The organism is Halobacteriovorax sp., from assembly GCF_041587335.1.
In the GTDB taxonomy this organism is placed as follows: Bacteria; Bdellovibrionota; Bacteriovoracia; order Bacteriovoracales; family Bacteriovoracaceae; genus Halobacteriovorax.
Genome location: NZ_JBFGYP010000003.1, coordinates 19,603 through 39,808, shown reverse-complemented (window position 1 = coordinate 39,808; position 20,206 = coordinate 19,603). Strand labels below are relative to the sequence as shown.

At 35.5% G+C, this 20,206-nt stretch carries 23 protein-coding genes; 9 read left to right on the top strand and 14 right to left on the bottom strand.

Annotated elements, in window-relative coordinates:
* Positions 1-84: 84 nt before the first annotated feature.
* Both ABX784_RS01120 and ABX784_RS01115 read left to right on the top strand, forming a co-directional pair.
* Complete coding sequence (locus tag ABX784_RS01120) at positions 85-1,665, top strand: ABC-F family ATP-binding cassette domain-containing protein (protein ID WP_372651579.1); 1,581 nt, start codon at positions 85-87, stop codon at positions 1,663-1,665.
* Positions 1,666-1,756: 91 nt separating this feature from the next.
* The gene (locus ABX784_RS01115) at positions 1,757-2,761 is read left to right on the top strand and encodes a M14 family zinc carboxypeptidase (protein WP_372651577.1); all 1,005 of its coding nucleotides are present in this window, start codon (positions 1,757-1,759) and stop codon (positions 2,759-2,761) included.
* Here ABX784_RS01115 and ABX784_RS01110 read toward each other — a convergent pair.
* On the bottom strand, positions 2,745-3,137 hold the full coding sequence (locus tag ABX784_RS01110; protein ID WP_372651575.1) for an HIT family protein: 393 nt from the start codon (positions 3,135-3,137) through the stop codon (positions 2,745-2,747). The genes ABX784_RS01115 and ABX784_RS01110 overlap by 17 nt on opposite strands.
* Positions 3,138-3,203: 66 nt before the next feature.
* Between ABX784_RS01110 and ABX784_RS01105 the strand changes: the two genes are divergently transcribed.
* A complete protein-coding gene (locus ABX784_RS01105; RefSeq protein WP_372651570.1) occupies positions 3,204-3,626 on the top strand; it encodes an MAPEG family protein in 423 nt (140 codons plus the stop codon).
* Here the strand turns inward: ABX784_RS01105 and ABX784_RS01100 are convergent.
* Genes ABX784_RS01100 through ABX784_RS01085 form a run of 4 tightly spaced genes read right to left on the bottom strand, consistent with a single transcriptional unit; the run spans position 3,619 to position 7,116 of the window.
* A complete protein-coding gene (locus ABX784_RS01100) occupies positions 3,619-4,443 on the bottom strand; it encodes a DUF5718 family protein (RefSeq protein WP_372651568.1) in 825 nt (274 codons plus the stop codon). The genes ABX784_RS01105 and ABX784_RS01100 overlap by 8 nt on opposite strands.
* 9 nt (positions 4,444-4,452) lie before the next feature.
* A complete protein-coding gene (locus ABX784_RS01095) occupies positions 4,453-4,737 on the bottom strand; it encodes a metal-sensitive transcriptional regulator (protein ID WP_372651562.1) in 285 nt (94 codons plus the stop codon).
* Complete coding sequence (locus ABX784_RS01090) at positions 4,734-6,896, bottom strand: heavy metal translocating P-type ATPase (protein ID WP_372651560.1); 2,163 nt, start codon at positions 6,894-6,896, stop codon at positions 4,734-4,736. Before ABX784_RS01090 ends, ABX784_RS01095 begins: the two co-directional genes overlap by 4 nt.
* A 1-nt stretch (position 6,897) precedes the next feature.
* A complete protein-coding gene (locus ABX784_RS01085; RefSeq protein WP_372651558.1) occupies positions 6,898-7,116 on the bottom strand; it encodes a heavy-metal-associated domain-containing protein in 219 nt (72 codons plus the stop codon).
* Positions 7,117-7,249: 133 nt separating this feature from the next.
* Here ABX784_RS01085 and ABX784_RS01080 point away from each other — a divergent pair, with 133 nt between their 5' ends.
* Positions 7,250-8,215, top strand: coding sequence for a fatty acid desaturase (locus ABX784_RS01080; RefSeq protein ID WP_372651556.1), 966 nt, complete (start codon positions 7,250-7,252; stop codon positions 8,213-8,215).
* Positions 8,216-8,305: 90 nt separating this feature from the next.
* On the top strand, positions 8,306-9,289 hold the full coding sequence (locus ABX784_RS01075) for an HD-GYP domain-containing protein (protein WP_372651554.1): 984 nt from the start codon (positions 8,306-8,308) through the stop codon (positions 9,287-9,289).
* A 34-nt stretch (positions 9,290-9,323) separates the two neighbouring features.
* Here ABX784_RS01075 and ABX784_RS01070 read toward each other — a convergent pair whose 3' ends face one another.
* The 3 genes from ABX784_RS01070 to ABX784_RS01060 form a co-directional block, all read right to left on the bottom strand.
* Positions 9,324-10,634 (bottom strand): DEAD/DEAH box helicase, encoded by a 1,311-nt coding sequence (locus ABX784_RS01070; protein WP_372651552.1) that lies wholly within the window; start codon positions 10,632-10,634, stop codon positions 9,324-9,326.
* Positions 10,635-10,712: 78 nt separating this feature from the next.
* Positions 10,713-10,907, bottom strand: coding sequence for a cold-shock protein (locus tag ABX784_RS01065; RefSeq protein WP_290736709.1), 195 nt, complete (start codon positions 10,905-10,907; stop codon positions 10,713-10,715).
* A 185-nt stretch (positions 10,908-11,092) separates the two neighbouring features.
* A complete protein-coding gene (locus tag ABX784_RS01060; RefSeq protein WP_372651550.1) occupies positions 11,093-11,686 on the bottom strand; it encodes a hypothetical protein in 594 nt (197 codons plus the stop codon).
* A gap of 58 nt (positions 11,687-11,744) precedes the next feature.
* Between ABX784_RS01060 and ABX784_RS01055 the strand changes: the two genes are divergently transcribed.
* Positions 11,745-12,326: a 3'-5' exonuclease gene (locus ABX784_RS01055; RefSeq protein ID WP_372651548.1), complete on the top strand. Its 582-nt coding sequence runs from the start codon at positions 11,745-11,747 to the stop codon at positions 12,324-12,326.
* Here the strand turns inward: ABX784_RS01055 and ABX784_RS01050 are convergent.
* Together ABX784_RS01050 and ylqF are read right to left on the bottom strand one after the other, a co-directional pair.
* Positions 12,323-12,784, bottom strand: a complete 462-nt coding sequence (locus ABX784_RS01050) for a hypothetical protein (protein WP_372651546.1) — start codon at positions 12,782-12,784, stop codon at positions 12,323-12,325. The genes ABX784_RS01055 and ABX784_RS01050 overlap by 4 nt on opposite strands.
* A gap of 24 nt (positions 12,785-12,808) precedes the next feature.
* Positions 12,809-13,726, bottom strand: a complete 918-nt coding sequence (gene ylqF, locus ABX784_RS01045) for a ribosome biogenesis GTPase YlqF (protein WP_372651544.1) — start codon at positions 13,724-13,726, stop codon at positions 12,809-12,811.
* A 137-nt stretch (positions 13,727-13,863) separates the two neighbouring features.
* On the opposite strand from ylqF, the gene ABX784_RS01040 reads away from it, so the two are divergent.
* Positions 13,864-14,943 carry a methyltransferase gene (locus ABX784_RS01040; protein ID WP_372651542.1) on the top strand — a complete coding sequence of 360 codons (1,080 nt, stop codon included), beginning with the start codon at positions 13,864-13,866 and terminating at the stop codon, positions 14,941-14,943.
* On the opposite strand, the gene ABX784_RS01035 is transcribed toward ABX784_RS01040, so the two are convergent.
* Complete coding sequence (locus ABX784_RS01035) at positions 14,929-15,462, bottom strand: GNAT family N-acetyltransferase (protein WP_372651540.1); 534 nt, start codon at positions 15,460-15,462, stop codon at positions 14,929-14,931. The genes ABX784_RS01040 and ABX784_RS01035 overlap by 15 nt on opposite strands.
* A gap of 87 nt (positions 15,463-15,549) precedes the next feature.
* On the opposite strand from ABX784_RS01035, the gene ABX784_RS01030 reads away from it, so the two are divergent.
* Positions 15,550-15,945, top strand: coding sequence for a thiol-disulfide oxidoreductase DCC family protein (locus ABX784_RS01030; RefSeq protein WP_372651538.1), 396 nt, complete (start codon positions 15,550-15,552; stop codon positions 15,943-15,945).
* 1 nt (position 15,946) lies between these two features.
* Here the strand turns inward: ABX784_RS01030 and ABX784_RS01025 are convergent, their stop codons facing one another.
* Complete coding sequence (locus ABX784_RS01025) at positions 15,947-16,396, bottom strand: hypothetical protein (RefSeq protein ID WP_372651536.1); 450 nt, start codon at positions 16,394-16,396, stop codon at positions 15,947-15,949.
* Positions 16,397-16,450: 54 nt separating this feature from the next.
* Positions 16,451-18,019: a YdiU family protein gene (locus ABX784_RS01020; protein ID WP_372651534.1), complete on the bottom strand. Its 1,569-nt coding sequence runs from the start codon at positions 18,017-18,019 to the stop codon at positions 16,451-16,453.
* A gap of 159 nt (positions 18,020-18,178) precedes the next feature.
* Here ABX784_RS01020 and ABX784_RS01015 point away from each other — a divergent pair, with 159 nt between their 5' ends.
* On the top strand, positions 18,179-19,627 hold the full coding sequence (locus tag ABX784_RS01015; protein WP_372651532.1) for a M17 family metallopeptidase: 1,449 nt from the start codon (positions 18,179-18,181) through the stop codon (positions 19,625-19,627).
* Between the two features lie 57 nt (positions 19,628-19,684).
* On the opposite strand, the gene ABX784_RS01010 is transcribed toward ABX784_RS01015, so the two are convergent.
* Positions 19,685-20,206 carry a hypothetical protein gene (locus tag ABX784_RS01010; RefSeq protein WP_372651530.1) on the bottom strand — a complete coding sequence of 174 codons (522 nt, stop codon included), beginning with the start codon at positions 20,204-20,206 and terminating at the stop codon, positions 19,685-19,687.

Genomic DNA, 20,206 nt, shown 5'->3' with positions numbered 1-20,206 from the left:
AGGTATAAAGATTTAGATAAGTATGTGACTACTGCAAAGCAATATGATAAGTAGATATGAAATTATAAAATAGGAAAGTTTGAGATGATTAGCGCTAATAATGTTAGTTTAGCCTTTGGTGGCAGAAAGTTATTTGATGAAGTAAATATTAAGTTTATTCCTGGAAATTGTTACGGATTAATTGGCGCAAATGGCGCTGGTAAGTCTACTTTCTTAAAAATATTATCAGGTGATATTGAGGCCCAAACAGGCGTAGTTGAAACAAAGCCAGGTGATAGACTTTCAGTTCTAAAGCAGGATCACTTTGCTTATGATGAATACCCAGTTCTTAAAACAGTACTTATGGGTAACCAAAAGCTATATGCAATTATGACAGAAAAAGATGAAATCTACATGAAAGAAGATTTCTCAGATGCTGACGGAATTAAGGCCGCTGAGCTTGAAGCAGAATTTGCGGAACTTAATGGCTGGGAAGCAGAATCGGAAGCAGCAACTCTTCTCTCAGGTCTAGGTATTGGAACAGACTACCACGACAAAATGATGAAGGACTTAACAGGTTCTGAGAAAGTTAAGGTACTACTTGCTCAAGCTCTAATTGGTGATCCAGATATTCTTCTTTTAGATGAGCCTACCAACCACCTTGATATTAAAGCGATTCAATGGCTTGAAAACTTTTTAATGGATTTTCAAAATACAGTTATTGTTGTTTCTCACGATAGATACTTTTTAAATAAAGTATGTACTCATATTGCTGATATCGATTTCAGCAAGATTACTGTTTATACAGGTAACTACGACTTTTGGAGAAAAGCTTCTGAACTAGCTCTTCAACTAAGAAGTGATCAAAGAAGAAAGTCAGAAGATAAAGCTTCAGAGCTTAAGAACTTCATTCAAAGATTCTCTGCAAATGCATCTAAGTCAAAGCAAGCAACTTCAAGACAAAAGCAACTTGAGAAGCTTAAAATTGAAGACCTACCAATCTCAACTAGAAAGTACCCATATGTACACTTTCAACCAAAGAGAGAAGCTGGAAAAGAGCTACTTAGAGTTGATGGAATAAGTAAGACAATTGAAGGGGTTAAGCTTCTAGATAATATTTCTTTTACTATTAATAAAGGAGACAAGATTGTTTTCCTTGGAAATGATGTTGCTAAAACTACTTTATTCCAAATTTTAATGGGAGAAATAGAGCCTGATTCAGGAAGCTTTGAATGGGGAGTTACAACTTCAAGAGCATACTTCCCTAATGATAACTCAAGCTACTTTATGGATGGAAAATACTCTATTACTGATTGGCTAAGACAATACTCAGAAGAAAAAGATGAATCATTCATTAGAGGATTCTTAGGAAAAATGCTCTTCTCAGGAGAAGAGGCCCTTAAGAAAACAAATGTTCTCTCGGGTGGGGAAAAGGTTCGTTGCATGCTCTCTAAGATGATGCTCTCTGGAGCCAATGTACTTATCTTAGATGGTCCAACTAACCACCTTGACCTTGAAAGTATTACTGCTGTGAATGAAGGGCTTATTAAGTTCCAAGGAACAACTCTCTTCACATCTCATGACCATGAGTTTATTCAAACTGTTGCCAATAGAATTATCGATATTGATGGAAAAATCGTTGAAGATAAATATATTAGCTACGATGATTACTTAAGCTTGTCTTAAAATATTTAAAAGCTCCCTTCTTGGGAGCTTTATATTCTCATATCCTCTTACATCCTTTGAGCAATTTTATAAAATGCCTCATAATCAATTCATGAAAAAAATTCTACTTAGTTTGTTAATTGTATTTAATTCCAATGCCGTATGCGTACATGAATATGATATTCAAGGCCATACCCTACTTTCTCAACTTCACACTTTAAATGAGAAAACGACTTTTTATCAAAAAGAAAATGGCACATTTGAAGAGGTAAGTTATTTAAAGAATATACACCCCCATAAGAGCTACCGAATCCAAGAAACACAACCTCATATAAAGAAAGATTATGACGATAGATATATTAAATACTATCAGTACCAAAGGGTTATAGAGTTTTTAAGTGAAATAGGCCCAAGTCTAGAGCAATTAGATTACAAGACAGAAGTTATTGGAAAGAGTTTAGAAAATAGAAACCTCTATTCTATCTTCCCAAAGACTCTTGATCGTTCTAAGCAAGTGATCTTGATGTTTGCACGTCACCATGGAGACGAAGGCACCGCAAATTGGATTGTTGAAGGGTTTTTAAAGAAGGCACTTGCCAGTAAGAAATTTAACGATAAATTTCAAATAGTACTCTACCCTATGATAAATCCTGACGGAGCACAGGCAAAGAGAAGATATAATAAAAAAGGTAGAGACCTAAATAGAAGCTGGGGGTCAACACCATCAAAGTCCTATGATGAAATCAAGACCATTCAAAATCACTTAAATAAAGTCTTACTTTCTAAAACAAAGCCAATTATAGCGCTAGATATGCATGGATCTTTTACTGAAGATTTTATCTATAGAGTTTCAAAGAGTTTTGCAGGAAAAGATTTTTTTAACTTACAGCAAGAATTTATTTCTAGTTTGTCAGAAAGAGATCAATGGCAGGCAGGACAGTACAATGTATCTAATGGTCACAAAAAAATGTCTAGAATACTTTTAGTGAGAGACTTTAATATCAACTCTCTGACTCATGAATCAATTCGAGACATTCCCCTAACTAGAAATAGAACTCTACAACACCTAGAAGATCAAGGTAGAGCAATAGTTGATACGCTTATAGCGCTTTACTAATTCTACTAGTCCAAAAGTCTACTTTAGTGTGCTCAAATTCATTTGAGCATTCTGTTCCCCAAATTGGACCAGGCCATGCTCTATCAGTCTTTTTACGTCCTATGACGTGAATATGAAGCTGAGGAACAATATTTCCTAAACTACCAATATTAACTTTATCGTATCCCATTTCTTTTAAAAGCTTTGTGAGTAAGCTAATTTCTTTAGTTAGCTCAACTTGTTGCTCTTCAGATAGATCTGACCACTCAATCATGTTTTCAATTAATGGAATAAGGACAAACCAGTCAACATCACCATCTTTTAAGAGGCGAAGCTCGCTCAGCTTAAGCGTCATAAGAAATTCTGAGTCCTTAGAAATTCTTTCATTAATTTTCATTCTTTGACCTACTAATTATAAAATGCTTTTATTATGTGATTATTATACACAATCCAAAGGGAAAATATGCTTAATCAACAATTAATTTTTGTACCTTGCCTTATACTTATTATAACTACTTTCCTAGTCCTTATTACTATGTTCAGCAGGAGAATAAAGTATATTAAAAGTGGCAAGATAAAGCCTTCCCATTTTAAAACACATGACACGGATCAAAAAGAGTCTGCGAAAACAGTTCAAGCTCAAAGAAACTTTGCAAATCTTCAAGAGGCCCCACCAATTTTCTACATTCTCTGTCTTATAACCTACGTAACAGGGAACGTGAATGAGTTGATGATAGGACTTTCGTGGGCATTTCTTATTTTTAGATTAGTGCATACTCTCATTCACATTACATCAAATAAGCTACCTGCAAGAATGTTCTCTTTTGCTCTTTCATGGCTAGTAGTAATTGTAATGAGTGCAATACTCATTATAAAAGTCATATAACTTTTTGAACTAGAAACGAGAGAGATTCTCCAGAGAAATCTCTCTTTTCAACCTTTAGCTTAATCTCTTCAAAAGAATGCTTTCTCTTATCATAGAGAACGACAACACTAGTATCTCCGACTGATAAGAAGTTACTCTCCCCATACTCTGTATAACGAGTTGCTCCTATTCCAATAAAAAAGTGCTGAGGCATTCCACACTCAGAAATATAAGATCCAATATTTTCAGCTGGCCCAACATCGACTTGATTATTGAATTTATCAATACACCAATTTAATAATTTCTCATGAAAATATGAATAACTTAGAACATCACTATCTTCACCATAGACATTAACAACATCATTTTTAATGTGAAAACTGGCTATTTTATAATGATCTAGAATTCCTCCAAGAGAGAATGTATCAATATCTATAACTGACTCAGAAATACCTTTTGAGCATTCCCCCCAATTCTTCTTTTCACTAATTTTTTTTGCCCCAGGACGTCTTATAGAGCAATCATTATAGGCCGCAAACTTAGTTGGAGTTAGTGTCTTTATCTTTCCATCTTGATAGACGACATCACAAAAAATACCAACTTCTGGCTCAATCTGAACATCGTATTCAGTTTGTGGCATTTTTATAAATTCAGAAGATATTGGATATATTGATAGAAATGAATCTTCTTTTTTACTTAGGTAGAAAGGAAAGATCGCTTTTGGTTGAATCTCTTCAGTAACTGCAATATTTTTAAAATCACTTGCTTCATTTGCCTGCTCTAAATGTCCTGCAAAGTTACCAGCGACACCAAACCCTAATATTGTTTTTAAATTCATAATTTACTCTTATAGTTTTGAGGTTTTCTTTAATAATAACATTATTTCTTCAATTTTTTCATCACTCTTAGTTTTATCACCAGTAGAGATAGCGTCCTTAACACAAGTATTTAGATGATTCTCAAGTATCTCTAACTCCAATGACTTTATAGCACTTCGAATGGCCTTAGTTTGAGTAAGGATATCAATACAGTACTTCTCACTATCAATCATTGTTGAAATGGCCTTAATTTGCCCTTCTACCCGGCTAACTCGATTCTTTAGTTTCTTATGTCCCTCTTCATTCATTTTCATACTAAAGTCCTTATTCGAAGACTGTTTAATACTACAGAAATAGAACTAAGCCCCATAGCAACACTTGCTAAAACAGGAGGCATCATAGGCCCATCAAAGATAACTAAGACTCCTGCCGCCACAGGTATAAGGAGAGAGTTATATATTAATGACAAGAAGAGATTTTGCTTAATGACATTCATAGTTCCTTCTGCAAGATCTAAGAAAGAAATAACTTTTTCAATATCACCGTTTACAATTGTTACATCAGAAGTTGATATTGCAATATCTGTCCCTGTCCCCATAGCAATCGAGAGATCAGCTTTTGCCAGTGCTGGCGCATCATTTATACCATCTCCCACCATTGCCACTCGTAAATTACTCTTTTGGATTTCTTCAATGATCTTAGCTTTCTCAATTGGTAAAGTATTTGCTCTAATATGATCAAGTCCTAGCTCTTCTCTAACAGCATTGCCGACGACTTCATTATCACCAGTGATCAGCCATGTCTCAATTCCTCTCGCCCTAAGGTTTTGAATCATGCTTTTACCATTAGATTTAATTTTATCCCCTACAATTAATTTTCCAATATATATTCCATTCTTTGCAATATAGATATAACTACCAACGAAAGCAGAACCGTGATCAATGAGATCAACATTAAATTTATCTAATATCTTCTTATTACCAATTACATAACTAGAACCTGAGATATCTGCTTCAATCCCCATTCCTTTGTGTATCTCAAAGAAGTCGGGCTCACTTAATTCTAAACCATTTTCAATTGAATAGTTAATAACAGCTTTAGCAAGAGGATGCTCGGACAGTCTCTCAATAGAGGCGACATCTGCTAAAACAGAGTCGTAGTCATTTCCATTGAGTAATGAATAATTTATAACTTGAGGCTTACCTTCAGTAAGAGTTCCTGTTTTATCAAATACAATCGCATCAATATTACATGCTTTCTCTAGGACCTCTCCTCCCCCAATGAGCTGTCCTTTTAAAGATGCTCTTCCTGTTGCAACGACAACAGCAGTAGGAGTTGCTAACCCTAAAGCACATGGGCAAGCAATAACAAGTACAGCAATAAAGTTAGAGACAGCATTCCCCCATAGGTTCTCTTTTCCAAAGACTAACCAAAAAGTGAGAGTTAAGAGAGCAAATATGAGAACGGCCGGTGTGAAGTATGAGCTTATTCGATCAGCGTATCTCTGTATTTCAGGTTTATTATTCTGGGCACTCTCTACAAAAGCGACAATATGCGAGAGAAATGTATCACTTCCTACTTTTGTAGCATTAAACTCAATAAAGCTATCTCCATTAATAGTACCTCCGAAGACTTTATCCCCAGCATTCTTTATGACAGGAAGAGGTTCACCTGAAAGCATTGACTCATCGACAGCGCTACTTCCTTTCATAACTTTTCCATCTACTGGGAACTTTCCACCAGGAAGAACACGAATGACATCTCCAAGAGAGACTTCGCTAATATCAACTTCTTTATATTCCTCACCCTTTAAAACAAGAGCTTTCTTAGCACTTAACTGAAGTAGAGAGTTTAGAGCATCCTTAGATTTTTTCTTAGCTTTTTCCTCAAAGTAATTTCCAAGAAATACAAATGAGATAATAAACCCTACTGCTTCAAAGTATACTTTTTGAGTTAATCCCCATGAAATAGACTGGTCGTTAAAGAATGTAATAAATGTTGAGTATAGAAATGCAGAGCTAGTTCCTAGACCTATTAGAGTATTCATATTAGATCTTCCAGTTCTAAAGAATACTAATAGGGCACTTTGAAACTTTCGACCAATGAAAATCCATATTGGAAATGCCAATATAAATTGTAAGATATAGTTAATTTTAATAGAAAAGACACTCTTCAAAGGTCCCATCTCGAGAGAAAATAAAAAGATAGATAAAATAAATGAAATCCAAAATAACTTAATACCTTTATCACTCTCACTATTTTCACTATCTTCAGGAGACACTTCATAGCCTAATTCTTTAATTTTATCAGTGACAGATCTTTGAATGTCCTCGTTTAAAATGTGAAAGCTAGCACCTTCTGTTGCCAAGTTTACCGATACCTTTGTTACTCCATAGAGCTTAGAGACTTCGTTTTCAATTGAAGAAACACAACTCGCGCAACTCATTCCTTTAATTTTTACATTTAGTTTCACTTTATACTCTTAACGACTTAGGTATTGTGAATCCCAATTCTTCAATTGAGTTCTTAATTTCGACTGTAGACGTTTCTTCACTACACTCTAGTACTACTGACTTCTCATTTAGATCTATATCAACTTTAGAAATATTCTCTTGAGCGAGAAGAGACTTTTCAATCTTTCCCTTACATGCTCCACACTTCATTCCTTCAACTAAAAAACCTAACTTCTTCATTGTAACCTCCATATACCCCCAAGGGTATATTTAAAAAATATGAATGTCCATAAATTCCTTACAAATACAATAAATCTTACATAGACAAAACACTAGATTGACTCGCCCTAGCATAAATACTAGATTCGGCGCTATGACAAAGCCAAATGACTATATTCTCGTTAATGATGTAAACTGCCATGTTAAACGTAGAGCAGAGATTCTAGAAAAATACCCTAGAGTTAAAGAGCTTTATGGCACTAATCCATTCTCGGCCCTTTATATAGTTCTTATTATTGTGCTTCAGTACATTATCGCTTACATAGTCCCTTCTCAGCCATGGTGGGTAATACTTATTCTGAGCTACACAATTGGCGCTGTGGCCAATCATGCACTGTATGTGATGATTCATGAATGCTGTCACAACACAGTCTTTAAAAAGACATTTTACAATAAAGTTATGGGGATTATTTGTGACCTTCCACTAGTCCTTCCTTCGGCCATGGGTTTTAGAAAGTATCATATGATCCATCATAAACATCTTGGTGAGTATTCTTATGACCCAGATATCACAAGCCGAACAGAAGCAAATATAGTTGGAAATAACTCATTTTTAAAAGCAATGTGGTTGATGCTCTTTTCTCTTTCACAAGCTCTTCGCCCACTAAAAGTAAAGTACTATAAACCATTAGATAGATGGACAGCGATTAATACGGTTGTCATCCTTATCGTAAATTTTCTTATTTATAAATATCTAGGCCCAGCTGCACTTGCCTATTTGGCACTCTCAACTCTCTTTGCACTTGGGCTTCACCCTCTTGGTGGAAGATGGATTCAAGAGCATTATATAACAAAAGAGGGACAAGAGACTTACTCCTACTATGGAGTTTTAAATAAGTTAACTTTCAATATGGGATTTCATAACGAGCATCATGACTTCATGCATATTCCATGGAGTAGACTACCAAAACTAAAGAAACTAGCTCCTGAGTATTACGACACACTAAAGTCTTATAATTCATGGACTAAGGTATTATTAAACTTCATTTTCAATCCAGAAATGGATTCATATAAGAGAATTATTCATCCCGATCGCCACCCTAAGCACCTAATAAAATAGAGAATAACCCTCAGCTATAGATAAATATATTCTCTTGAGCTATAATATTCTTAGAGCTACTCATTAGTAATTCTAGGAAGAGAGGAATATTTGAATAATAGTTCAGAGCCTACTCACGCACCAGTCCCCTTATCAAAAATAATTCCCAATCAGGAATTGTGCGCAGATATATACCTCTTAATTAATGAAAAATATTTAAAGTATAAAAATGCTGGAGAACAAATAGGCAAACAGAGATACGATGAATTTTTAAACAAAGACTTAAAAGAAGTTTATATACTCATTGGTGATATCCCAAGTTTTATAGAGTGGATGAAGACTTCAAAAGAAGACTCCATCAATGAGCTAGTCGCCGAAGTTGGTGAAGAAAATAGAGAATTAGTTGAGACAAGAGAAGAGATTAAAGAAACAGTCTATGAAGTTTTTGCAGACAGAGAAATAAACTCAGCAGTAGTTGAACACCTTCAAAATGTTACAGAGAATTTTATTAATAAGGCCAAGCAAATGAAGGAGAGCTCATCAATACTTGCTAAGCTTGTTAAGCATAACCGCTCACTTGCTGATCACAGTGTAAATGTAGCAAACCTCTCTATCTATTTAGCAATGAGCCTCGGTCATGGTCATCAACTTGTCCTAGAGAATATATACCTAGGAGCACTACTTCACGATTATGGTAAAGCAAAAATCCCTTCGAAGGTTCTAGATAACCCTAGTGGAAGCCTTTATCAGCAAGCAATTGAATTTCATCCTATCAAAGGAGCAAAGTCAGCTAGATCAATTCCATCTATAAAAGACCCTGTTGCAGTAATTATTGAACAGCACCATGAGCAATATAATGGCAAAGGCTTTCCTAAAGGCCTAGCAGGAAAAGATATCTATGAGTTGTCTCAAATTGTAGCTCTTGCAAATCACTACGATAATACATGTGATGAAAATGCAAACATGAGTGAAAGTCAAAAAGTACGAGCGGCGATAAAGAAAATTGAATATGACCGAGGAAAGATGTTCAATCCTGATATTTTAGATAGAGCTGTAGACGCTCTTAAGCTAGCTTTTGGAAATTATAAAAGATAATTGAGAGTCTCTAAGTAAGACTCTCCTATTTAAACTAAGACTTGGCCGGAGCTTTTTTCTTACCTGCAAACCTTCTCTTATTAGGTGTACTAGGCTTAACAACCTTCTTCTTAGAATTGTTTTGCTTAGGCTTTCCTTTAGATTTCTTTTTTAAATTAGGATTTTGTAATTTCTTAGCCGGATTATTAACTGGGGCAACTCTAGGAGGAGCTCCAAAGAAAGGATGATCTTTAACTTCTTGAATTTTATAACCAACAAGCTTTTCAACAGCTTTAAAGTATTTCATCTCACTTGGGTCACAAAACATCATTGCACTTCCCTCTCGACCTGCTCTTGCAGTTCTACCTATACGGTGAACATAACTTTCAGCATCTAAAGGAACGTCATAGTTTATAACGTGACTAACACTATCAACATCAATTCCCCTTGCTGCAATATCTGTTGCAACGAGAACTTTAATCTCTCTATCTCTAAAGGCCTTAAGAGCTTTTTCTCTTGCACCTTGTGATCTATTGCTATGAATAGAGGCACATTGAAAACCTGCACGATCTAAATGCTTAGCAACTCTATCTGCTCCGTACTTAGTTTTAGTAAAAACTAAAACACTTTCTGACTCATGACTTTTAAGTATATCTATTAACAGTAAAGGTTTATTAGATCTATCTAAGTGATAGGCCCTCTGCTCAATGACTTCAACAGGAGTAGAAGCAGGTGTAACCTCAACAGTAATAGGATCTCTAAGAATTGTTCCAGCAAGATTTGAAATATCTTTTGGCATAGTTGCAGAGAAAAACAATGATTGCCTCTTCTTAGGTAACTTAGCTATAACTCTTTCAATATCTCGAATGAAACCCATATCTAACATTCTATCAGCTTCATCTAAAACAAAGATTTCAAGTTGATCTAACTTTACATGACCTTTTGTCATAAGGTCTAAGAGTCGACCTGGAGTCGCAATTAAAATATCAACACCAGTTGAAAGTCTTCTGACCTGACTAAGTGGACCAACGCCCCCAAATACAACAGTGGACTTTAACTTTGTTTTCTTTGAATAAACTTCAACATTATCATTTATCTGGTTAGCGAGTTCTCGCGTAGGAGTTAAAATAAGGGCACGAACCCTCTTACTCATAAGCTTGACGTCACTCTCGACTAAATTCTCAATAATAGGAATACTAAACGCAGCTGTTTTACCAGTTCCCGTTTGAGCGATCCCCAAAAGGTCTCTCTTCTTTAAGATAGGTGGAATTGCTTCTCTTTGAATATCCGTAGGAGTATCGTAGCCTTTTTCTTTCAATGTTTCTAAAAGAGATTGGCTTAAGTTGAGGTCTTTGAATTGAGTCATTATTTACCAGAGAAAAATTTGCAAAAAAAAAGGAGATCAAGTTGATCTCCCTTCTATTTAATCATTAAAAATAAAGTATTACTTGCGAGATACGTTTACTGCACAAGGTCCTTTAAGGCCTTCACCTACTTCAAATTCAACTGAGTCACCCTCATTAAGAGGACCACTTTGAATACCAGTGATGTGAACAAAAATGTCCTTTCCACCGTTATCTGGAGTAATGAATCCAAAACCTTTTTCTTGATCAAAAAACTTAACTTTACCTGTTTCCATAAAAAATATCCTTAAACGTATTCGCGTTGCTATGAAATATAGCAACTTTTCAATATTCATATTTATAGTATCATCCGGTATATAAAGCAATGATAAAAAAACAATATTTACCGTAAACTGAAAACGCAACGCAAAAAGTCATTCCAACAACATAAAAACTATTGACTATCTATTTTTTTTTATAATTATTCTAGTGAGTTAGAGCAAGCACCGATGATTACATCAACTGCTAGGCAAAGGTGTGACAAATTCCAAACAGTAGTGAAATTAATACAATTCTGCTCTGAAACTAAAGGCAAATGTATAAATCCGAGATGAGTTTTAATATTTTTTGTTGAATTAAGGCCTTTAAAAAAGAGTTCATTACAAATATAAGTGCCTGCAGAGTTAGAAATTTCAGCTTCTATTCCACGCTCTCCTAAATCCTTTAATATCTTCTTAATAGGAAGAGTTGAAAAGAGTGCATTCTCCTCATTCTCAATAATTCTCTGATCAATGATCTGTTTGCCTAAGTTATCTTCAATAGGAAAGTCATATAAATTTAAGGCCACTCTCTCTATAGAAATGCGACTTCTCTTAGAAGCCTGCCCAAGAAGGATGACATAGTCATACTCGACCTCTGTCATTTTCTTTTGCAGGTAAGAAAAGCACTTATTATTTTCAACGGGAAGTAGAAGTGTATCAATCTTAGGGTTTGCTTTAAGCTCTTGTAGAACAAGCTCAGTACAGTTAGTACTTATACTCCCAAAAGGTTCAAAACCAGTGACCAAGACTTTCATTCATCCCCCTTCTATTTAATGAATAGAACTATGCTCTCATACGTGTTAAATTAGTCCAATGAAATTTAAAAACAGTATAGAAAAAGATGAAATAAATAAATTAGAAATGCTCAAGTTCAAGGGGAATATCCATCTTGTAACAGATGAAGCTGAAGCCATTAGAATTGCAAAGGAGCTTTCTAAAGAGAAAATTCTAGGTTTTGACACAGAAACTAGACCGAGTTTTAAAAAGGGTGAGAACTACGATGTTGCCCTTCTACAACTATCTACAGATAACGATGCCTACTTATTTCGTCTCAATCAAATGACATTTCCAAAAGAGCTAGCAGAACTACTTGCTGATTCTAATATAGTGAAGGCCGGAGTAGCCGTTAGGGATGATATCAAATCGCTTCAAAAGCTTTCACCTTTCAAAGAAGAAAGTTTTTGTGAACTACAAGATTTTGCTAAGAAGCTAAACGTTAAGAACTTTGGACTCAGAGCTCTTTGCGCCATCTTCCTAAACTACCGACTTTCTAAAAGAGCAAAGATTACAAACTGGGAACAACCAACACTTACTGAGGCCCAAATCCACTACGCTGCTTGTGACGCGTGGGTTGGACTTCAAATATATAAGCAAATGATGAGTGTAGAGGCCTAAAAGTCTTTACCCATCAATGTCTTTCTTCCATCGGCCTTAGCATTTACTATTGCTCTATCACATTCTCTTCTAATTATATGAGAAAGAGCTTCACTAACATCACCAGATGTATTTAAATCAGCACTTGCTTTCACGTAGGCCTTAAGTTTTGAAACAACTACTAGAATATCTTCTGGAACTCCTTCGCTAGAGCTTACAGTCGTTGTAGAAGGCTTTGATCCAACGATTCTAACTTTAGGGGCACTCTCCCACTCGGCTTTTGAAGGTGAATGATATTCTTCAGCCCATGCACTTTTGTGGTTTAGAGTTGAGCTATGTAGACCCCAGCAATCAACAGAACAGAACTGTGCAGGAGCTCGCTTCTTGTCACATGAAGAGACTGAACATTTATAGTATTTAGTTGAAAAGTTGATTTCGTTTTTACAAACGATACATTTACGCCAAAAGTTTTGATCCATAATTTTCTCCATTTAATAGAGAAATTATAGCATAGGAGCGTTCTCGAAGGTAACTAGTCCTAATTCACCCTTTCTAAAGTCAGAAAGAACTGTTGCAAAAGTTCTATCGAAGTCAGCAACACCCTTCTTCTTGATAAATCCTCTAGTAAATGAAATCTGCTCTAGAACTTCACCAGTAGTTGAAGCAAGCTCATCTATAGAATAGCGCTCTGATAATATTTCTGGAAAATTCTTCAATAGATACTCGACCACAAAACAACAAACTTCTTCTTGCCCTAAAATAGAGTCTCTAATGGCATGAGTAGCACATAACCACATTCCCTCTTGCCGTGTATCGATTCGACGAGGCATAATTCCAGGAGTATCTAATAGCTCCATATCCGCATCAATTTTTATCCATTGCTGTTGTTGAGTTAGACCTGGCTTATCACCACACTTTGCTGATTTTTTTCCACGCAGGGAATTTATCAAAGTAGACTTACCAGTATTTGGAAGTCCTACCATCATCATTCTAAACTTCCTGATCTTATCCCCAGACCCACCAGATGCAATTCTATTAGCAATCACAATCTCTCGCGCTTTATCTGTAATAAGCTTTACTGCATTACGGTCAAGTGCATTGATGAAGATATAATTCTTCTCATTTTCTTCAAACCACTTCTTCCACTCTTCAAGTTTACTAGGATCTGATAAATTCACTTTATTTAAAACAACTAGTCGACACTTATTACCGACTAATTTCTTTAGGTCTTCATTTCCTGAAAGTAGAGGAATTCTAGCATCCCTAAGCTCAAGAATAATATCCACCATTTTTAACTTATCACCAACTTGCCTCATGGCCTTTGCCATGTGACCTGGAAACCAGTTAAATGCTTTAGTGTGATCTCTATATTCTGTTAATGTGACATCTTCAGAATAACTTCTCTTAACTTTCTTTGCCATTGTATCCTCTAATATTTACTTTCAAGTAGTTATCGGCCTAGAGTTCGATTATCAACTAATCCCCACTAAACTTTGAAATAAATACAAGTTAAATAGAGTAAATAGCTTAAATTATAGAGTTATGCTAGAAGTTCTTAATGAATACATTAAAGAACTTAAAGAGATACCCAACGATAAAGAATAACCCCCTTCAAGCATGGGATGCTTCCGATGAACTCGTCCTCTCAGAGGTCGACACACCAAAGTATTTAAATCTCCAAAAGGTTCTTATTCTAAATGATAGCTTTGGAGCACTTTCATATGGACTTCAAGCTAGAGACGTCACAACCTACTCAGACTCATTTGTTTCAACAAAGGCAATAGCTTCAAATATTGAGCAGAGAATATCTCTACGCTCTGATTTAAAAAGAATTGCAGGTAACTACGAATTAGTCATTCTTAAACTTCCTAAGAATCTTTCATTTATGGAAGATATACTTATAGAATTATCGAACTTCTTAGACAAAGATACTCCCATCATTTTCTCAGGAATGATTAAGCATATGTCCTCAGGTCATTTTGATTTAATCAATAAGTACATAGGTGAAACCTCAACTTCATTAGGAAAAAAGAAGGCCAGACTAATCTACGCGAGCTTCACTAAGGGTCCTGCAGTTAGTCCCTATCCCATTTCACTAAAGATTGACGAGTGGAGTACTCCGCTAGTAAATGAAAGTAACCTCTTCTCGAGAGAGAAACTTGATATTGGAACGAGATTCTTCCTTGAGAATATACCATCAGGAAATTTCACTAAAATTTTAGACCTAGGCTGTGCCAATGGGATCGTCGGTCTAAATGCCAAGAAGAAAAATCCAGATGCAAAGATAGTATTTGTAGATGATTCTTATATGGCTATCAAAAGTTCAAAAGAAAACTATAATAACTCATTTGAAGATAGCGCTGATTACTTTTGGACTAACTGCTACGAACAGAGTGACCTTCCCCAAATTGATCTAGTCCTTTGTAACCCTCCATTTCACCAAGGAACGACTATTGGAGACTTCATTGCTTGGCAAATGTTTAATGATGCTAAGAAGAAGCTTCAGCGAGGAGGAAAAATGATAGTTATTGGCAATGGACACTTACGCTATGACTTAAAGCTAAAAAAGATCTTTGGAAATTGCACTGTCATTAACCAGAATAAGAAGTTCATGATTCTAGAGTCATTTAGACAATAAGCTAGTAAGAACATGATCTTGCCACTTACCATCTATCTTTAAATAGCTCTTTGCTATTCCGTGCTCTTCAAACCCTAGCCTCTCTAATAGCTTGCGGCTTTTAGTATTGGATGGAATCACATTAGCTTCAATACGATGTATCTTGAATTCATTGAAAATGACTTGTATTAGAGCATCTAAGGCCTCAGACATATAACCCTTGCCTTCATACTCATGATCTAATTTATAGCCTAGCCTGCAGTTTTGAAAAGATCCTCTTTCAACATTAGTAAAATTACATCTTCCAATGAGCTCTCCACTCTTAGTGAATAAACAAGCCTTTAAGGATTGTTGCTTACTATATTCAAGCTTATATTTTGAGATTCTTTCAGACCAAAACTCAGTGTCCATAAAGTTATTTGGCTGCTTTGGAGACCAAGGAGAGAGGTGGTCATGATTTCTTTTGTAAAAATGGATTATAGAGCTAGCATCACTAATCTCTGCTAATCTTATATTTAGACGTTTTGTTTCTATTTTCATATTCTCTCCTATGCTATTATAAGAGAGGAATAGAAATATCCCTAGTAAAGTAATGTTAGGATTAGGTTGGCCAGGAATAGATTTACAATGAGTTACAACATAAAAGAAATGAATATTGTTTTCTATGATGGAGACTGTGGTCTTTGCAACAGCTTTGTTAAACTTATTCTTAAATATGAAAAATCTAGTATCTTATATTTTTGCCCACTAGACTCTGATATAGCAAAAGAGAATATCAAAAATTTATCTACCGACACAGTTATCTATCTTCAAAATGGAAAAGAGCACTATAGATCAGAAGCCGCACTACTTATTCTAAAAGAGATGAAATGGCCCCTATCGATGACCTACTACCTTAGAGTCATTCCACTCTTTATAAGAGACTGTGTATATAAGTTAATAGCAAATAATAGACATAGGTTCTTTAAAGGAAATACTGAATGTCTCTTTCTTGACAATGAAACGAAGAAAAGATTTCTATAATTTAAAATCTACAGTTTAGAACAACTCGCATTCCTGACCAGATAAGAGATGGTCTCCATAGAGACTTATAGATTACTTTCTTAACAGCAAATCGGTCTCTACGGCTCAACTCACAGTAACCAGTATTTACATAACAAGGCACATGCGCCCTAAATTGTTCACGCTTAAACTCTTTACAACTTACTGCTTCAGACTTATCTAAGTTATCAATAAGACACTCTCTAACATCGTTTAGCCACTTTCTACCTTTCTTAGAGAACCGATAATCTTGCTCTGAGAACTTTAGACAGTACTTTTTTCCAAACCCAAGAAGATAGCCCTTTTTCCCACAGTGCCTCTGCTCTTCAACACATGAATAGTACTCACAGTCGTTATCCATCGTCTCACAGGACTCAGCAAAGGCCCAAGAAGAGCTGAAAATTAGAATAATTAAAAAAAGGAATTTGTTCATTCACTAGTCTTATCACAGCTCATCAAAAATACACTGACTTTTGAACTATTTACTCTATGAACTACAGCTTAACATTGAACATCCCGCCTTCTGCGCAGCCCACTTAGGTCTTTTAACAAAGAACTTATCTCCAATCTTTGAATAAGGATCTTTAAGAGCCAAAAAGAGTTCATCAAAGAGAGAAGAGTCTCCTTTCTCTAACTTCTCACTAGCTTCGTGAAGAAGGTAGTTTCGTAAAATAAAGCGAGGATTTGCCTTTCTCATCAACTCGATGGACTCGTCATCACTTAACGAGTCACTAGAGAGTAATTCTTTGTACACCTTAATCATATTATAAAACTGTCTCTCTTGTGATTCAGTAAGATCGATATAGAAACAGTCTTTAAAATGTTTAATTGTTGAGTCCTTACTCTCCCCACTTCGATCAATATCAATTAGGAATTGATAAAAGAGCGTCATATCGACTTCTAACTCATAGAGACAATTCTCCACAGCAATTAAGAACTCTCTTCTGTCCTCAGTATCTAAGTGACTCAGACCAAACTTAGATGACATCATCTTGAAATAATCGTGTTGGTAATAGGATTTAAAATTTTCAACTTCATCTTCTAGAAGCTTTTGATCATTCATCAAAGGCATAAGACTTTCCGAGAATCTTTGAAGATTCCAAAATGCAATTGAAGGCTGGCTTGCAAAAGCATATCTTCTACCTGGCAAGTCTGTTGTATTAGGAGTAAAGGTTGGATCAAAGTTATCAAGAAAAGAAAATGGGCCATAGTCTATAGTTAAACCTAGAGCTGACATATTATCAGTATTCATTACACCATGTACAAAGCCTACTCTCATCCACTCTGCAATCATTCCAGAAGTTCTCTTTGAGACATTTCTGAAAAAATCAACGACCCTATTATCTCCAGAACTAGTAATATCAGGATAAAACTTTTCTACTGTCCAATCCAATAACTTTCTTAGATTATCCTCTTCACCTCTAGCAAAAAGAATTTGAAAGTTTCCAAAACGAAGAAAGCTTGGAGCAACCCTTGCTACAATTGCTCCGTTTTCATAATCAGCATTACCATCATAGAACATATCTCTTAGTACTTTATCTCCTGTATCTACAAGTGATAAAGCTCGAGTAGTAGGAACTCCCAAATAGTACATTGCCTCACTCATAAGGTACTCACGAACAGACGATCTAAGAACAGCTCTTCCATCACCACGCCTTGAATAAGCAGTTCTACCTGATCCTTTTAACTGAACTTCAAATATATGATTATCTTTTTCAATTTCTCCAAGAGTGATCGCCCGCCCATCACCTAACTGATTTGCCCAATGTCCAAATTGATAACCACCATAACAAGCAGCATAGGGAATCATAGAGTTTACCACTCTATTGCCTGATAAAATCTCAACACTCTTACTATCTAATCTACTGTCAAGACCAAGAATCTCTCCTAACTCCACAGAGTAAGAAACAAGCTTTGGTGCAGAAACAGGACTTGGCATGGCCCTAGTATAGAGAACTCCGGGTGTTTGCTTAGGATCTCTACTGACTTTATCAATTCCATTAAAAATATTAACAAAATTATTCTTAAATTCTTTTGAATGTAATTGATTTCCCATAGTCTCCTACTCTTTTCTGTGTTGCTATACACTATTATGTCATAAGTACCATTGTCGAAATATTATTTCTCTAAATGCTTAGAAAATATGAACTCAGCTTAACACTTTCTTAAATATTTAGTATAAAGGATATAAATAAATCAAATTACTGGAGTCATTATGCAATTCAAAGTTAACTCAAGTCTAAATGGAAAAAGTACGGCAAAAGGATTAAATGCCTCTAAAACCGACATCTACATATTTAGTAATGAAAGTGAAAAAAGTGTTCACTCTCTAATTTCTGAACAATTACCAACTTGGCAAAAGTCTACACTAAAGAATGCGAGTAGAACTTCTCTTTCAGGAAAGTCAGGACCAATTTACTTAGAGAAAATAATAACAAAAACATCAAACTCTCATAGTGGGCTTCTAGAGATGAGTCCATACGCAGCCTCGAGAGAACAAATAGGGTCACTTTTTACTACTATTCTTGCTGATAGATCCAAAGAGATTAACTTACACTTTAGCGGTGTTAGCGATGAAGAAGTACTGGGATCAATTGTAGGTCTTGAATTAGCCCTTTACCGCTATGACAAAAAAGAGCTTACAGGTTCTTTTAAATTTACTAGAGATGGAAAGAAGCTGGCAGCAGGCATGATCACTAAAGCAAAGTCTATTGCTCTTGCAGTAAATCAGGCCAGACACTTAGTAAACCTTCCACCAAATGAATTGAATCCTGTTAGCTATGCTAATAGCGTAAAAGACCTTTTTAAAACTAGTAAAACTATTAAGGTAAAAGTTCTTGATGAGAAAAAACTTCAAAAAGAAAATTGCAACCTACTTCTTTCAGTTGGTATGTCTTCAAATAACAAGCCTAGAATAGTTCATCTTCAATATAGACCAAAAGGTGCTCCTAAGAAATCTGTAGCATTAGTTGGTAAAGGGATTACATTCGACTCTGGTGGACTTGATATGAAGGGAGCTGCTGGGATGAGATATATGAAAAAAGATATGGGTGGATCTGCATGTCTTGTTGGTTTTTCAAGATGGCTTGAAACTTCAGGAATTAAGAAAAATGTAGATATCTACCTTTCTCTAGCAGAGAACGCAATCAGTGAACATGCGTCTAGACCAAGTGATATCTTTAAAGCAAGAAATGGACTAACAGTAGAAATACATAATACTGATGCTGAAGGAAGACTTGCTCTTGCTGACGCTATCGACTTAGCACTTGATCTTAAGCCAGAGACTATTATTGATGTTGCAACTTTAACAGGTGCAGGAAAAGTGGCCCTTGGGCAAGATATTGCGAGTTTATTCTCTAATGATGATGAACTTGCTAACAGACTACAGACTTCATCTTCACAAATGGGAGATCTTATCTGGAGGATGCCTCTTTATAACCCTTACTTTGTAGGACTAAGTTCTGATTATGCCGATATGGTGAACTCAGCGAGTGGTCACGGTGGAGCTATTACTGCAGCTTTATTCCTAGAGAAGTTTGTAGGTAAAACAAAGTGGGCACATTTAGATATCTTCTCTTGGACTAATGGTTCAAAACCAAGTCTTGTTCAAAAAGGTGGAAGTGGTCAAGGTGTTGAAACTTTAATTGGATATTTTTCAAAATAGAAAATAAAAAGGCCTTCAGAAATGAAGGCCTTATTACTTATTTATTTAAAGTACTGTTTAGAAGTTTCTTTTAAAATAACTTCTAGGTAACTCTAATAGTTCTAGATTAGATATTTTATCTCCAACCTTATCTAAAGTAACTGCAATAAGAGTTCCCTTATTATGTCCGATAACAAAGACTTCATATTCTTTTTCATCTACAACAACTAGGTGTTCACCAAACTTTCTCCAGTCATCATCACTTGCATTTTGATCAGTAAAAAGCTCTGTGCCAAGAGGTGTTCTAAATCTATATGAACATACAAGGTTTGCTGATAAAATCATCGCCTCATGTTCAGAAAGGCCTTTAATTCTAGATTTACTTCTAAAGTAATCAATAGTGTAACTCAAAAGAAAGCTATCTTTCTCAGTTAACTTATAAAGAAAGTCTTCATGTCCTTCTAGTCTATCCTTACGATTCAACTTAACTGGTGATACAAAAACAAATCCACTTGGATGAATAATTTTTGCTGTTTCACTAGGCTTAGATGATATTTGCCATGCCCAATCAGTGCTTGGAAATTTTGGAGATCCGGCCAT